Annotated in this window: 15 protein-coding genes; all 15 read right to left on the bottom strand. The window is 35.0% G+C overall.

Annotation, left to right across the window (positions count from 1 at the left end):
- Positions 1-10 precede the first annotated feature (10 nt).
- Complete coding sequence (locus tag ALGA_RS17295) at positions 11-604, bottom strand: NAD(P)H-dependent oxidoreductase (protein WP_096431304.1); 594 nt, start codon at positions 602-604, stop codon at positions 11-13.
- A gap of 519 nt (positions 605-1,123) precedes the next feature.
- The gene (locus ALGA_RS17290; RefSeq protein ID WP_145957664.1) at positions 1,124-1,690 is read right to left on the bottom strand and encodes a hypothetical protein; all 567 of its coding nucleotides are present in this window, start codon (positions 1,688-1,690) and stop codon (positions 1,124-1,126) included.
- Positions 1,691-1,757: 67 nt separating this feature from the next.
- Positions 1,758-2,459, bottom strand: coding sequence for a toxin-antitoxin system YwqK family antitoxin (locus ALGA_RS17285; protein ID WP_096431300.1), 702 nt, complete (start codon positions 2,457-2,459; stop codon positions 1,758-1,760).
- Positions 2,460-2,988: 529 nt separating this feature from the next.
- Entirely contained in the window at positions 2,989-3,801 is an 813-nt protein-coding gene (locus ALGA_RS17280) for a DUF6694 family lipoprotein (RefSeq protein WP_162845474.1), read from the bottom strand.
- Between the two features lie 225 nt (positions 3,802-4,026).
- Positions 4,027-4,224 carry a hypothetical protein gene (locus ALGA_RS17275; RefSeq protein ID WP_096431298.1) on the bottom strand — a complete coding sequence of 66 codons (198 nt, stop codon included), beginning with the start codon at positions 4,222-4,224 and terminating at the stop codon, positions 4,027-4,029.
- Positions 4,225-4,367: 143 nt separating this feature from the next.
- Positions 4,368-4,637: a hypothetical protein gene (locus tag ALGA_RS17270; protein ID WP_096431296.1), complete on the bottom strand. Its 270-nt coding sequence runs from the start codon at positions 4,635-4,637 to the stop codon at positions 4,368-4,370.
- A gap of 441 nt (positions 4,638-5,078) precedes the next feature.
- Positions 5,079-6,299: an NADase-type glycan-binding domain-containing protein gene (locus tag ALGA_RS17265; protein WP_096431294.1), complete on the bottom strand. Its 1,221-nt coding sequence runs from the start codon at positions 6,297-6,299 to the stop codon at positions 5,079-5,081.
- A gap of 703 nt (positions 6,300-7,002) precedes the next feature.
- Positions 7,003-7,899 (bottom strand): SMP-30/gluconolactonase/LRE family protein, encoded by an 897-nt coding sequence (locus ALGA_RS17260; protein ID WP_096431292.1) that lies wholly within the window; start codon positions 7,897-7,899, stop codon positions 7,003-7,005.
- 144 nt (positions 7,900-8,043) lie between these two features.
- Entirely contained in the window at positions 8,044-8,493 is a 450-nt protein-coding gene (locus ALGA_RS17255; protein ID WP_096431290.1) for a hypothetical protein, read from the bottom strand.
- Positions 8,494-9,076: 583 nt separating this feature from the next.
- Entirely contained in the window at positions 9,077-9,772 is a 696-nt protein-coding gene (locus ALGA_RS17250; protein WP_197705607.1) for a rubrerythrin family protein, read from the bottom strand.
- Between the two features lie 93 nt (positions 9,773-9,865).
- Complete coding sequence (locus tag ALGA_RS17245) at positions 9,866-11,242, bottom strand: sensor histidine kinase (protein WP_096431288.1); 1,377 nt, start codon at positions 11,240-11,242, stop codon at positions 9,866-9,868.
- Positions 11,239-11,916, bottom strand: a complete 678-nt coding sequence (locus tag ALGA_RS17240; protein WP_096431286.1) for a response regulator transcription factor — start codon at positions 11,914-11,916, stop codon at positions 11,239-11,241. The genes ALGA_RS17245 and ALGA_RS17240 overlap by 4 nt, the downstream gene beginning before the upstream one ends.
- 64 nt (positions 11,917-11,980) lie before the next feature.
- Entirely contained in the window at positions 11,981-12,451 is a 471-nt protein-coding gene (locus ALGA_RS17235) for a DUF2231 domain-containing protein (RefSeq protein WP_096431284.1), read from the bottom strand.
- Positions 12,452-13,111: 660 nt separating this feature from the next.
- On the bottom strand, positions 13,112-13,564 hold the full coding sequence (locus ALGA_RS17230; RefSeq protein WP_096431276.1) for a peptidase associated/transthyretin-like domain-containing protein: 453 nt from the start codon (positions 13,562-13,564) through the stop codon (positions 13,112-13,114).
- A gap of 137 nt (positions 13,565-13,701) precedes the next feature.
- Positions 13,702-14,961 (bottom strand): group II intron reverse transcriptase/maturase, encoded by a 1,260-nt coding sequence (gene ltrA, locus ALGA_RS17225; RefSeq protein WP_197705605.1) that lies wholly within the window; start codon positions 14,959-14,961, stop codon positions 13,702-13,704.
- Between the last annotated feature and the right edge of the window lie 61 nt (positions 14,962-15,022).

Below are 15,022 nucleotides of genomic sequence, written 5' to 3'. Positions count from 1 at the left end.
TCAATCTTTTCTATTTCTGGGTAAAATAATCATTAAAATATTCTCTATTGGCCAAATCATCCAAATTGATGGTTTCGTCTCGTAGGCCAGCTAATAATTCCAAATAGGTAGTTTTATGTTCTAGCACTTCTTGCATGGTGATAGAATGCGTTCCATGAACCACAAAAGGGGGTAGATAATTCATTTTACAAAGATTGGCCATTTGTTCGAAAGGACTTAATAGTTGGCGGATAGTAAACTTATTATAACCCTGCTGACAATAGGCCATTCTTTCTCCCCCTGCGGTTAAAACTTGAAATATGAATTTACCTTTTAAATTCTTCCCTTCGTGTCCATAAGCCCATCCGTGTTTTAATACAAGATCTTGCCATTCCTTAAGAATAGCGGGTGTGCTATACCAATAAAATGGATGATGAAATATAACAATATCGTGTGCATCGACCAGTCTTTGCTCGGATTCAATATCAATATCCATTTCAGGGTAAGCTTGATAAAGATCGTGCAGAGTAATTCCTTCTATATCATCAAGTCCTTGAATCAGGATTTTATTGATTCTAGATTTTTGAAAAGCGGGATGAGCAAACAATATTAGTATCTTTTTCATGAAAAGGTTTTTAGCTTAAAAAAAAATATTTATATAATAAATACAATCAATTTCGGAATAATAGAATTTTCAATCTATTAGACAAGAAATGATGTGTTTAAATTGAAATTCCAATTTGTGCGAAGCACAAAAGTGCGTTGGACAAACTAAACCAATTTTCTATCATACTTACTGAATCAATCTCGATAGTTTCAACTTCAAACCGTAAGAACAATATTTACTTTCACTATCAGAAACGCAATAAGAATCAGAACACGCCTACTTATTAAAATGAGTAGGCGTGTTCTGTTTTAGAAATTTTTACGCTGCTTGTTTATAACGGGCTTGCTTAGTTTCTTGGGCGATTAAGATGGATTTCCTTATCAATGCGCCAAGTAAGCAAGCCGATTAAATTTACTTATTTATATTTTGAGCAAACCAAATTTACAAGGCTTGCTGGTGTTTATTAATTGTACTAAACTTTCAAACTGCTCATCAACGCCCATGATAATTTAGCTTTTGTTGTGCCGTCGTGCTTTATCATTCCTGTTCTTCAATCATTTTATTAACCTTAGGCTGAACAATCCAAATTCCAATTGGAAAGAACCAAATCATAAAAAATTCACCTGCAAAGTCAGCAAAAGTCACCTCTCTCTGTAATTCGACTGTCTTAAAAGTCTTTGCAACAAAATATAAGCAATAGAAGATACAAAACATTGAGAAGAGATGTAATGGAACAATTATTCCAACCATACTACCAATCATTCCTGGACTAGGTTCTTGACCCATGAAAGCTCCATTAAACATTGACCCCATTGAAATAAAAAGCATATAAATCAAAGGAATAATCAAGAATACCTTAAACTTCTTGACTTTCATTTTTACATCATTGGGTACTTTCATTTGTAATCCTACTCCAATTGACCAAAACCAACCTAAAAATCCGCCCATAAATAGAATCATTATTACTGGGAATACATTCATCATTACCGTTGGGTCATTTCCAATTATTGTCATTGGCAGCATGATAATTTGAATTAAAAACGGCAATCCAAATGTTACCATAAATATCTGCCAGTGTTTTGCTTTTAAAAATTTCTCTATCATTTTTTATTTCTTTACTTCGTTCGGTTTTTTTGCATGCCACACGAACGCTTAGTTGTTAGGGCTAGTTTTATTTTTCGTTCACTACATATTTCAAAACTCCAATGTTTTGTTCCAATGTGTCGTTGACTTTTAGATTTACTATTATTGAAGTATAACCTGGTCTCCTAGGAATAAATTCGTAAATGAAACTATCCTTTTCCCAATGATATATGATAGTTCCATTACTTGCTATCGGAATAATTTGATTTTTGAAAATTGAACTGTGTTTAATATCTATATTTACAGTATCGCCACTAATAAATGGGTCACAATTGTGAGAAAATGTCACTTTAAAATCAGAAAGCGTTGGTAAACTATCAACATTTAAATAGGTGAAGCTATCAGTGACTTTTCCTTCTGCATTAAACCATTTATAACTAAGTAATTTATCGTTACGATGCTTCTCAATATAGTTCAATTGTCCCAATGTGTCGAAACCTTGCACTTCTCCCTTAATTTTGCCTTTTTCAAAAGGCTTAACCATTCGCAATTTACCATCAGGGTAATAAAACTTTGCTAATCCATTGGGTTTACCGTGATAATAATTAGACTCAAAATTGATAATTCCTTTATCATTGTAAAGTTTAACTTTCCCATGCCAATTATTTTCAGTGTCTAACTGAACCTTGGCTTTTATTACTCCATTCTCATAATATTCATTTTTCACTTCCGTACATGAAACCAAAAGAATGAGCAAAAACATTTTTATGAAACGGTCAATATTAATCATTGTTCTACTTTAAAATTAGCCCTAACGGTAGTCTGTCTAAAAACTAATTAAACTGCTCAATTAAGTTTTAAATATAGCGGTTTTAAGCATACATAAAAATTGAAAACACCTTTAAAAATTTGAGATGCAAATTATTATATGTGGCTAAAGCCTATCTATTAATTATACAACACCAGTTGGCTAAAGCCAAACTGCAATAGATGTTTTGCATTCGTTTCATTTCAATCATTTATAATTCTATTATCTGTTGCCTGAAAACAAGTGTAATAAACACTCTAATTTTCTACTTACAACAGCAAATGCTTTGTGTTATTTATTTATTGCAGTTTGGCTTTAGCCAACTGAATTTAAAATATTCCTAGTCTTTTGCTTTAGCATCATCCTACTCCTTCATTAATGTAAAGCTTCGAGATTTTTAAGCTAAAAAAAGGAGCTTTAAAAGCTCGCTAATCAGCAAACTTTTAAAGCTCTCATCTTATTTTTTAGAAATATTATTTGCTTGTGCAACGGTTACTTTTGTTGTGCCACGTTATTTTTTAAATTCTGGATAATCCGCAAGCAATTCTTCAAGTCGTTCTTGTTCGTCTTCTCCAAAATTGTTAACCGAGTACATTACTTCTCCATTTGGTCCGTCCAATTGTGTCACGTCAACTGTCAAAACAGCGTCTTTTGGTGCATCTACTTTCCCCCAATCGCTGAACATATTAGGTGCTAAATACCAAGTAACTTCTTCCCCTGGCTCAAGTCCGCCTGAAATTTCGTAGTTGAAATCGTCTTTTATCCATGGTACACTTCTTTTTGGGCTTGCCAAAGTTCCTGTAAAGTAGGCTCTTGAAACTGCTTTGTCAGTACCGTTCCTTACAGTAAGCTCTATAATTGGTTCTTCAGTTACATAGTATGTCCCTTTTTTCCTTTTGTAAAATCGAGACCTTTTAACTTCAAATTTGGCAAGCATTTGTTTGTCCTTTTCAGCCTGCCCCATTTTCTGGTTTAGTTCTTCAATTTCACCTTTTGCTTGATCTTTTTTCTTTCGTTCGATTTCAGCTTGGATTTTCTCTCCTTCTGCTATAAGATCATCCGCTGTTTTTCCGTCAAGTTTTGATTTCATATCGGAAACAGTTTCTTCTGCACCACCTTCCTGCATTAGTTTACCAAAGTCAAGTCCTTGAAACATTATTAACTTCATTGACTCTTCAAACTTTTCCTTTTTTTCATCGTCTAAGGATTTTTTAATTTCTTCAATTGACGATTTCATGGCTTCTTCACTTGAGCCGTCAATCTTTTTAGCACAGGAAGAAAGAAGAATTGCGATTACTCCTAATAGTAGTGTTACTCTTTTCATAATGGTCATTCTAATTGTTTATAGTTTCTGTTTTTAATGTGGCACAACGGGCTTGCTATGTGTTTTGCGGGTCATAGAAGCATTTCACTTTCAAATCCGCACTTAGCCAAAACTTTGATTTACATTAATTCAAATTATAAATTGACAAATCAAAGATTTGGCGGTGTTGCAACGGAGAACTGCGGTTGATTTACCCGCTAAACCCCGCATTACATATAGCTTTTGTTACCTGCTGGCGGTACTACTAATTTTAATTTTACCATTTTCTAATATTTGATATTGAGTAATTCCAGTCGTCATTTGCAAACTACCTTCAATTATGTCAGCTTCTTCTTCATTTATTTTCCAACGTTTGACAGTATCGATAATTACTATAGTTCGACCTTTTGTAAAAGTCAAATGTTCTATTGCTTCATATCCCAAGTCTTGTCCACTCTTTTTATAGAAACTTGTTGAATCAATTTTGTTACCATTTACATCATACGTTGTCAAGAAGGGTACAAGGCCCCAATCTCCGATAGAACAATCAATAATCCCAACAGTTTGTTTGTCTTTATATAGAATTCCTAATGGTTTACTTGTCCAAGTGTGCTTGAATTCTTTAAATCCACTTTTATTATATGTTTTGATAATTTTGGCAGCTCTGCTAATGGATTATGATTCAGTGGTAATGGAATCTGCTCAAGAGTTGAAACATAGTTTTCAAATTTATTGATTGAAATAGTTTGAATTTCTTCCTTTTCTGAACTTGCAGTTTTAGTCTTTGTCTCAGTTTTAGTTTTGCAACTCCATAATGCTGAAATTAACAGAGTCAAAATTATCAGGGTTTGTTTCATTTTCGTCATTTTTAGCTTGCAGGTAACGGCAGTCCGTCTAAAAACCAACTAAACTGCTCAATTAAGTTTTAAATATAGCGGTTTTAAGTATACATAAAAATTGAAAATGCTTTTAATTTGAATAAAATTGAGGCTTTTATTTTAGCCACTTTTGCCTTGAAAACACCATTGATTAAAGGCCACTGCGATAGCTATGCTCACTAGTGAAATCTTGTGAGAGGAAAACAAAAAAAAAGCTGCAGATACCTCCACAGCTTTACAATATTTTCAAAATCAATCCATTTTAGGAACTTTATTTCCTGGCATTCCCTTTGCTAAAAGTCCCTCAAATTAGATCATTTCCCATAAACTGGAAATTCAATGACCGGAACCATCAACCCACCGTACCTATTGGGCAGTTCCTGCCACACGAACGCTTAGTTGTTGCCAACCGTTTTTCCTTTAATCTTTTAATTCTTCGACTCCGACAATCAGCCCATTTGCTATAAAATTATCTCCTGAACTTAGTTTCGAAATAGTATAAGTTTCTTGTTCTCCTTCTAAAAAATCAATCGAAATCAATTTATCCGTTCCGTTTGCTGCCAAAAAGAAGTCTCCAATACTTATTTTATTAATATTTTCAAATCCTTTGTATTGTGCAGAATTATCAGGTTTTAAAGAAGCCCAACCTTTATTCTCAATTCTGAATGGATGGTCTTGTGTTGCTGTAATTTCCAATCCGCTTTCAAATCGGTAAGTTACCAGTCCATGATGCACCACTTTTTCCGTTTTCTCAATCTTGGCTGATTTTATAGTTTTATTGTCGAAATCCATGTAAGCAACCAAATCACCGACTTCTAAGTCCTCAATATTTTTGCTTGATTTATCAGCTAATTGGATTTTTGTTCCTTTTGTAAAACAGTGAACATCTAATCCGTCGAAATAGATTTCAGAAACTGCAACATCATCATATTTTAGTCCTTTGTAGACATCAAGTATTTCAAATTTCAAAGTCCAGTCTGGCTTGGTTTTGAGTACATCCCAATCCTTTCTGTCATTATTTCCGATTGGCTGGACTTTAAAGCTCTGTGAACCACGAATATCTTTTAGATTTAAAATTGCATAAGGTTTATCATCAATATACACTTTGAGCTTTTTAACTCGTGAATTGTTTTCCCACGCCGTCTTACTTTTTACATATCCATTTACAACGATAATCTCATTAATTCTGGGTGATGCTCCACAAAATGTATACAAAAGATATTCTCCGATTCCGTAACCATCAACTCCCTCGACCCAAACATTTTTATAATTTGAATCATGAGCGTTTTTGGGCTCGTAGTTATTTTCGCCTTGTGATTTTAAATAACTAGAAGCCGAAACCTCTTTTGGTCCACCACCACAATACCAACTACAACCTCCTCCGATAATATCCCAATAACTCTCCATCGTTTCATCAACTTTTGATAAAGCATCTTTTTCCTCTTTTGTCAAGTCATCGAATTTAGTACCATCACTCATTTTTTGCATCACAATCATACCAGCTTCTTGATTTTTATCAAAGTCCTTTTCTCCTTGAACACCTAAATCTAACAATCTAGTCGATGATGGATTCATTTCCTTTATCTGTGAAAATCCAATCTGTGATATTAATATCAATCCTATTATTAAAATCTGTTTCATATTTGCAGTGTCGTATTTAAATGGTTGGCAACGTCAGTTTGTCTAAAAACTAATTAAACTGCTCAATTAAGTCTTAAATATAGCGGTTTTAAGCATACATAAAAATTGAAAATGCTTTTATTTGGAAATAGAATTGAGGTTCTTATTTGGGTCACTTTTAACTCGAACGGCACCATTAATTCAAGGCTACTCCACTAGTTCTACTCACTAGTGAAATCTTGTGAGACGAAAACAAAAAAAAGCTGCAGATTACTCCACAGCTTTACAATATTTTCAAAATCAATCCATTTTTAGAAACTTCATTTCCTGGCATTCCCTTTGCTAAAAGTCCCTCAAAATAGATCATTTCCCATGAACTGGAAATTCAATGACCGGAACCATCAACCCACCGTACCTATTGGGCAGTTCCTGCCACACGAACGCTTAGTTGTTGGGGAAAGTATTTTTTACTTAATCAACAATATTATATATTTCAACAGGTTTATTTGTAAGAATTGGAAAACCTTTTTTAACCCATTCTTTATATTTCCCGGTATTACTTAAGTCCAATTTTATATTTTTATCTAATCCTTTAAACTTTGAATTAAATCGGTCCTCATTGCATCATCAACAACAAAGTATATCTTTTTTTACTTATGAAATTTGAGAAATCCGCCAAATAACAATTTTTACATTCTCCATTTCAACTTGTTTATCAATTAAGCTAATCAACACCTTTCACCTTCATTTTTAAAGTATATACAGAAGTACGTGCTGTAATAAATAGAATGTTTCTTTTCTTTCCTCCGAAGCACACATTACTTGGGTTTTCAGGAGTTTCAATTTCTTTTATAAGCTTCCCCTCAGGATTGTATACCCAAATCTTGCCAGAAGTTAAATACACATTTCCTCTACTATCAATTGTCATTCCATCGCTACCATGAGGAGCAAAAAAAGTTTTATCACTTAAATTACCACCTGATTCAATCTTAAATCTCCATATTTTTTTGTCTTTAATATCGGCAACGTAAAGTACTTTTCCGTCGGGAGTTCCAATAATTCCGTTGGGCTTTTTAAAGTCATTAATAACTCTAGTTAATTTTTCATTTGAATTCAAATAATAGACTCCAGGCGTATCTTGAATCTCCTTGTGATTTTTATCCCACCATTTTCTGTGATAATACGGATCTGTAAAATAGATACCTCCACTTGGCTCAATCCATAAATCGTTTGGGGCGTTTAGATGTTTGCCTTCAAAATTTTCAATAATTACATGAGGTTTTTTGTCTTCGTCGAAATAGACAAGTTGATTGTTCTCATCGGCACATGCAACCAATTGTTTTTTTGCATTAAAGTACATTCCGTTTGACCTTTTAGTGCCTTCTAAATAAAGTGAAATGCCTTTTTTCTGATCCCAAATATGAATTCTGTCGTTGGGCTGATCTGTAAAATAAACCTGTCCTTTTGAATTTACAGCTGGACCTTCGGTAAATTTAAAACCAGTGCCAGCCAATTCGACTTTTTCATTTTTGACGATTATATTGTCTTGGTTATTTGATTTTGAAAATGAGAATAACAGAATGCAAGGCAACACTATTATAATCTTAATAGTCGTTTTCATAACTAAATTTATTAATGTTCAAAAATAAGAATTCATTTTAACTAATTACATAACACCATTGCTAATGCATTTTTTCATTAGATTGAACTAAGCTTTCAAACTGCTCATCAGCGTCCATGATAATTTAGCTTTTGTTAGGGCTAGTTATTTGCTAATTCTTTTTGCTTTGGGCTCAATAATAACTGAAGTTAGTTCCTTTGGTAAAAGATAGTCCCATGCAATTCCATATTCTTGAATCATGGTAGTATATCTCAAAAAATCTGTTTTCTGTGAATTATCTATTGAACCAAAATCAATATTCTGAACTCTATATCCACAAAAGTAACCAGAGTCCTGTTTTTGATTAATATCTAAGATTAGATTACCTATATTCTCCAATACTTCCTTTTTTCCAATTACACTTGAATTATAGCTATTTAATAGATATAACATCTTGGAATTATCAGTGATTATTTCAACTAATTCTGAATTCTTTTTTTCTAAAAACTCCTTTTCACTATTAAGCTTACTGACTCCCCAAATGTGCTTTGTAATGTTTATCCCAATTACAATCCCTATTAGCAAAACTGTAAAATTGATTAAGTATTTGAGCATAGTTTTCTATAATTAGTGCTAACGGCAGTTTGTCTAAAAACTAATCAAACTGCTCAATTAAGTCATAAATATAGCGGTTTTAAGCATACCTAAAAATTGAAAATCCTTTTATTTGGAAATAGAATTGAGGTTCTTATTTGGGTCACTTTTAACTCGAACAGTACCATTAATTCAAGAAAATAAGATAATTGCTGTATTATTTATTTCATAAAGGTTTTCAGTCCAACAAAGTAATGCACATGTCTGCCTGTGCCTATAATCTTAAAAAACTCCTGTAATTTGCTAGTAAAAAGACTGAGATAATGCTTAATCAGGCCATTAGCTGTTTTTCTATTGTAATGAACCAATTTGGCGCATTTAACTCCTTTTTAAGCCTTCAATAATTTTAAGCTTCGGGATTTTTGTCATCCTTTTCAAAATTAAAAGTTATAGTAATAAAACTATTCCTATATGCCATGATTAAAAGAATATTGTGGTACTATTCCTTCGATGTATCTGAATTTAAAGTATGATTAAATGATAGAGTCCGGTATTCCGCACAAATGCGAAATACCGGACTTTAAATCTTGTTCTGGAGTTTATATTATAAACTATTTATTTTCAAGAATTTTTCAGAACTGGTCATTGAAATACCACAACGTTCAGGTGGTGTTTGATCGTAGGTGTTTCCGCAAGTAGGACATATATAATATACTTGAGGTAGCTCGTTTACCGAGTTATTGTCAAGTGCTGCCAGTGCATTTTTGTACATTATCTGATGTTTTTTCTCCACTTCAAGAGCATAATTAAAAGTTATTTGAGCCAATTGACTTTTAGAGTTACCAGCATCTTTCAAAAAATCAGGATACATAGTAGCTATCTCATACGATTCCCCGTCAATGGCATCCTGCAAATTAGCGGCAGTTGATTTAACGGTAAATTCAGGCGCGAATTCCGGAATGGCTACGCCGTATTCCACCATAACCGATTTGTGATTATTAGCATGCACCTTTTCAGCAGTCGATGCAGCTTTGAACAGCAATGCGATGTTGTGAAATCCATCTTGCTCTGCTTTTTGAGAATAAGCTGCATATTTGGCTGATGCAGTGGTTTCACCTTTAAATGCTTCCTGCAGGTCGGCCATAGTTTTTGCCTTGGCTTCGTCGGGTGTCATTTGTTTTTCATTACTTACTTTGGCTGTCGGGTTTTGTAGTTTGGTGTCCTTGCTATTTCCCATGTTACATGAACTTAGAATGCCAATAAACATGGCTAGTACTGATAAGGATAATAAATTTTTCATTGTCTTTTAAATTTAATAAATAATTACACTACAAAGATGACACAGGGGCCATTAAAACTTCCTTTAGCCTTTCTTAAAATCTGCTTAAGATTTTTAGGCTTTAAAATGAAGAAAAAATTGAGTTCCCCGATTAGCCCGATTATTGACCTCTATTTGTATTCCCTGAATATCGGTTAGCATCTTAACAATATAAAGTCCCAATCCGGTACTCTGTACCGAAGAACTTCCAGGAACATCAGCCCGGTAAAAACGCTCGAAAATATGTGGTAGATGTTCCTGTGGAATACCGGGACCATTATCACTTAGCGTTAATATGTTGGTGTCGTTTTGCCATCGGCAACGTAATTCTCCGTGTACATTTCCGTATTTTACCGCATTGCTAACCAAGTTCTCCAATATCATTTCAAGCAAACCAAAATCAACCTGAACCATGGTATTTTCAGGTACGTCTACTTGCATGCTCATGTTTTTCTCTAAAAACCTGCTTTGCCATTTGTTCCGGATTGATTGCAACATATCGTGTAAAAGAACTGGCTTATTTACAATCGACAAGTTTCCTGAATCTAAACGTGCCAGATACAGCAACTCACTAATAATATGGTTTATCGAATCTACTTCCTGTATCACTTGCTTTGCCTTTTCTTCGTAATGATGCGGCTCGCGAGGTTTTCGAATGAGAACTTCCAGGGTTCCTCTAATGCCAGTAAGGGGGGTCCGCAATTCATGCGATATATCGGCAGTAATCTGTTTCTCGCGGTTGCGGCCTGTTTCTATTCTTTCAAGCAAGGCATTGATGGTAGCGGTAAGCTGGTAAATCTCATCATGATGTTCCGGTAATGGCAGGCTTGGATTGATATTGTTGTAATTCATCTTTTCTGCATAACCAATCAATTGCTTTACAGGAGCTATACTGCGCGATGCCACCAAAGAAGTAACCAAATAAAAGAATAAGAGCATCAGCGGAAACGCGGCAAAAAAAGTATTGCGTAGGTTGCTGAGAATTAAAATGGAATCGACCTGAGATATACCAATATCAAGCTGTCCGATAATTTTACCCGTTTCGGTTTTGATGGGAAATTGTCCTTGTCGTAATTTTTTTTTGTTGAACTCCACATTAAAAAAAGTATTGGAGTTCAGGGAATCGGCAAACAGTAGCTGGTCGTTTTGTAAATTGCGCGAATGAAAAATAACAGTTCCCTGCTCATCTACTATTTGTAAAAAGATAGGATCTACCTCTGCATTATTGTGCTCCAATTCTTCCCACTCAGCATTCAAACTAAATACCAGAGAATCGCCTTCGGTGGATATCTGGGAAAACAATTCTTCCTTTTCTCCTAGAATACTGCGGTCAAGATGACGAAACGTAGTAGTATAAATTACAGAATACACTGCAGCAAACACCACAAACATGGTAATGGCAGCTGCAATAGTATTAAAAAGTGCTATACGGGTTTTAAAATGTAGCTTCATGCTTCATCGTTTATTCGGTAACCTACTCCTCGAATGGTTTCAATGAATGATTCGTTATTTTTATCATTCAATTTTTTGCGGAGTGCATTAATGTACACATCAATTACCGAGGTATCGTAATCGAAATGGATATCCCACACTTTTTCAATAATGCGGGTGCGCCGACTTACTTTTCCCTTGTTGCGCAATAAAAACTCAAGCAAGGCAAATTCTTTTTGGGTAAGTTCAACATTCTTCCCGGCTTTGCTTACCCGGTGCGAAGCTACATCCAGCGAAATATTTCCATAGTGAAATACCGAGTTCTCACCACTTTTTGTGCGCATCAGCACACGAATGCGGGCCAGCAATTCTTCAAAAGCAAAGGGTTTGCGAATATAGTCGTTAGCTCCTGTTTCAAGTCCAAAAACGGCATCGTCGGTGGTATCTCGAGCGGTAAGGAAAATTATCGGTACTGCCGGGTCTTCTTTTCGGATATTACGGAGTATTTCAATACCGCTCATTCCGGGCAACATCCAGTCGAGCAGAATAATATCGTATTCTTCCAAATAATCAAGGGCCAATTGTAAACCCTGTTTTCCGTTATCGGCTGTATCAACAGCAAAACCCTCCTCTTCCAAACCCTCTTTAAGGAAATTGGAAATGGAGGGCTCGTCTTCAACAATTAAAATTCGCATAAGTTATATCTAAGTGCTTTTCCCAAAGCTTATTTTTTTCGTTATCATGATGAACAGCCATAGCTTAATCATTGTTTTGCAAAGTTCCAAAATTACTAAAGCCTAGTTCAACACCAGCAGCGTGTTTAAATACCAACTGACCACCCAAATAACCAGTACGTACCACACCTCCGGCAGCAGCCAGCAACAAAACAAAAGCCAATATTTTTAGCCAGAGAATTTCTTTTTTTAATATATACAGGGCACTTTTAGCCCCTGCGGCAGCTATGGTAAACCATAGGGTAAAAGAAGCTGCTTCTGCGTGTGCTTCCATGGCCAGGCCTAAAGAACCTCCATCCATTCCATCACCTGCAGCATCGCCAGTTAAATATGCAACAATAGCACCAAGAGCAGCCAGAAATAAAATATAAAACGTAGCTTGCTGATAAAACTTTTTCTTAAGTATTAAGCCGAGGACTTCCGTAAAAAATGCCACCAATACCAAAGCAACCGGAAAATGGACAATCATTGCATGTAGGTGTGTTGCTGTAAACATAGTTTTTTTGTTTTAAAGTTTATACAAATATTGTACTATTCATTTTTAAATTAGCTTAAGCAAAACTTAAAATTAGCTTAAAATTTACTATCGATCTATTAGCGAAAAGTAATAATTAGTTTAAGTAAACTCGATAAATCAAATTGCTGAAAGTTAGTCTATCTAATGCTATTGTATTTCAGTCACTTGCCCTAACTTATTTATATGCGTACTGGTGCACCTTTTTGGATTTACCCTTTCAAATCTACAAAACAATATGAGTGCAACAAAGTAAACATGCACCTATTTTATAGTTAACAAATTGGAAAATTAACGATCTAAATTCGCAAGATTACTACAAACCACTTAAGCTATTAAAGATGCCTGAAAACAGGAGCAATAAACAGTCTAATTTTCTACTTACAACAGCAAATGCTTTGTGTTTTTTATCTATTGCAGTTTGGCTTTAGCCAACTGAAATTAAAATGTCTCCAGTGTTTTGCTTTAGCATCATTCTTCTCCGCCATTAATATAAAGCTTCGAGATTTTTAAGCTAAAAAAGGAAGCCTTAAAAGCTCGCTAATCAGCAAACTTTTAAAGCTCTCATCTTATTTTTTAGAAATATTATTTGCTTGTGCAACGGTTACTTTTGTTAGGTGTTGAGCGATCTAAGTTTCTGATCTAATCATCTCTATAGGAATCAAATTCCTGACTATAGTTTAGGGAGTCAGATTTAAATATTCCTTGCTCAAATGCTTTTTTACGAACTTCTGGAAGTTTATCGAATCTTTTCTTTCTGAGTCTATCAGCCTTTCTGAGTGAAATAAAATCATAATGCACACCATACATCATTATTATTTCTAGCTTTTCACAATTGTCAGCAAATGTTATAGTCATTGGTTCCAGACCTACAAACCCAAACATCAATTGATCAGTTTCTTCTTGAATAGAGATATTAAATTCTCCATCTAAATTAGTTCTACCTATTTCGACAGTGTCCAAACTATAAATTGAAACGCCAGGAAGTAATTCTAAATATTCACATATTACAGTACCTTTTATGGTTCTTATTTGTCCGTGAACAGCAGAAGTTAAAAAGATAAAAATTGAAAGTATTAATGTCAGTTTCATCATTTCTTGTCTGTTTTAGCTTTACACCTAACGGTCTTGCGTCGAGTAGGCAAAGGGAGTCTCACCCTAAGCCTCTCACAGAACCGTACGTGATAGTCTCCCATCATACGGCTCTTGTTGTATATAAATCGAGTTACAAGTTAAATAGAAAAATTCAACTTCCAATGATAAAACAAGTATGGAAACTGTTTCTTTATTCTATTGAGCCACGCATAAGCGCGACAAATACTATTCTTGTAACGTTTGTACTTTTGTCGTGCCCAACGAACCAGGCGACTGTGCAGTAAGCGGAAAATAGAATGCATTTCCCACATGCGGAATTTACCGTAATAATTAACCCAGCCTCTTATCTGAGGATTGAGCTTTTGAGCAACTCCCACAATACTTCTACAGGTTTTACATTCTTCCAACGTAATGGCTATCTTTTCAGCTATCTTCTTACGTGAAGAAATGCTAATTGCACAACCGTAACCCTGAAATAGATTTCCTGTCTTCTGTGACCTACTACTGCGTGGCTGAAAGCTATAAGCTAGAAAATCGAATTTGACATGCTTATGTTTTTCTTGCCTGCGGTAATCTCTGCAATAAACCAGTTTGGTCTTTTCTGGATGCAATTCAAGGTGACAGTTTGCCATCCTTTCATGCAATTTGTTCAACAACCAATCTGCTTGTCTTTTGGTTCTGCAGTGAATAATGGCGTCATCAGCATAACGCACAAATTTCACATTGGAATTTAAATTCTCTAACCATTTATCGAAAGCATAATGTAGAAACAGATTGGCCAATAAAGGACTGATAACGCCACCTTGCGGTGTGCCTTTTCCCTGTTTTTGTATCAATTCTCCGTCTATTCTTTGAATTGGCATCTGCAGCCATCTTTCGATGTACATACACGCCCAATTCTCGGGTACATGCTTTCGAACTGCCAACATCAGTTTTGCATGATCAATATTATCGAAAAACCCTTTGATGTCTAAATCAATTACCCAGTCGTTTTTCCAACAGTTACGCTGAACCTCCTCTAATGCTTGATGTGCATTGCGATTTGGTCGATAGCCATAACTACTATCACTGAAAATAGATTCGAACCTTGGTTCTAAATAATATTTCACTACTTGTTGACCGATACGATCGGTAATGGTAGGAATCCCTAGCTTACGCTTTGTACCATCCTTTTTAGGAATCTCAACCTCTTTTACCGCTGGTGGAAAATAACTCCCCGATGCCATGCGATTCCAGAGTTTGTAGAGTTGTTCCGATCGTTGGGATTCAAATTCGTCCCATCCAATTTCATCAACTCCGGCACTTCCTTTATTGGATTTCACTTGCTTGTAAGCATTCCATATCATGGTACGACTTATTGGTACCGATTTTGTTTCATTCCATAGATTCATCCTCATACGAGTTGATTTCTGTTCTAAAACCATACAACTCTATCCCTTTGCTCCATTCCCATTACAA

Source organism: Labilibaculum antarcticum, assembly GCF_002356295.1.
GTDB lineage: Bacteria > Bacteroidota > Bacteroidia > Bacteroidales > Marinifilaceae > Labilibaculum > Labilibaculum antarcticum.
This window is presented reverse-complemented; position numbering and strand designations above follow the sequence as displayed.

What these genes read in the sequence shown, in the direction of transcription:
- ALGA_RS17255 (WP_096431290.1), bottom strand. Translation starts at nt 8,493, where the DNA reads ATGCTCAAATACTTAATCAATTTTACAGTTTTGCTAATAGGGATTGTA.
- ALGA_RS17295 (WP_096431304.1), bottom strand. Translation starts at nt 604, where the DNA reads ATGAAAAAGATACTAATATTGTTTGCTCATCCCGCTTTTCAAAAATCT.
- ALGA_RS17250 (WP_197705607.1), bottom strand. Translation starts at nt 9,772, where the DNA reads ATGAAAAATTTATTATCCTTATCAGTACTAGCCATGTTTATTGGCATT.
- ALGA_RS17290 (WP_145957664.1), bottom strand. Translation starts at nt 1,690, where the DNA reads ATGATAGAGAAATTTTTAAAAGCAAAACACTGGCAGATATTTATGGTA.
- ALGA_RS17285 (WP_096431300.1), bottom strand. Translation starts at nt 2,459, where the DNA reads ATGATTAATATTGACCGTTTCATAAAAATGTTTTTGCTCATTCTTTTG.
- ALGA_RS17240 (WP_096431286.1), bottom strand. Translation starts at nt 11,916, where the DNA reads ATGCGAATTTTAATTGTTGAAGACGAGCCCTCCATTTCCAATTTCCTT.
- ALGA_RS17270 (WP_096431296.1), bottom strand. Translation starts at nt 4,637, where the DNA reads ATGAAACAAACCCTGATAATTTTGACTCTGTTAATTTCAGCATTATGG.
- ALGA_RS17235 (WP_096431284.1), bottom strand. Translation starts at nt 12,451, where the DNA reads ATGTTTACAGCAACACACCTACATGCAATGATTGTCCATTTTCCGGTT.
- ALGA_RS17230 (WP_096431276.1), bottom strand. Translation starts at nt 13,564, where the DNA reads ATGATGAAACTGACATTAATACTTTCAATTTTTATCTTTTTAACTTCT.
- ALGA_RS17245 (WP_096431288.1), bottom strand. Translation starts at nt 11,242, where the DNA reads ATGAAGCTACATTTTAAAACCCGTATAGCACTTTTTAATACTATTGCA.
- ALGA_RS17260 (WP_096431292.1), bottom strand. Translation starts at nt 7,899, where the DNA reads ATGAAAACGACTATTAAGATTATAATAGTGTTGCCTTGCATTCTGTTA.
- ALGA_RS17280 (WP_162845474.1), bottom strand. Translation starts at nt 3,801, where the DNA reads ATGAAAAGAGTAACACTACTATTAGGAGTAATCGCAATTCTTCTTTCT.
- ltrA (WP_197705605.1), bottom strand. Translation starts at nt 14,961, where the DNA reads ATGAGGATGAATCTATGGAATGAAACAAAATCGGTACCAATAAGTCGT.
- ALGA_RS17265 (WP_096431294.1), bottom strand. Translation starts at nt 6,299, where the DNA reads ATGAAACAGATTTTAATAATAGGATTGATATTAATATCACAGATTGGA.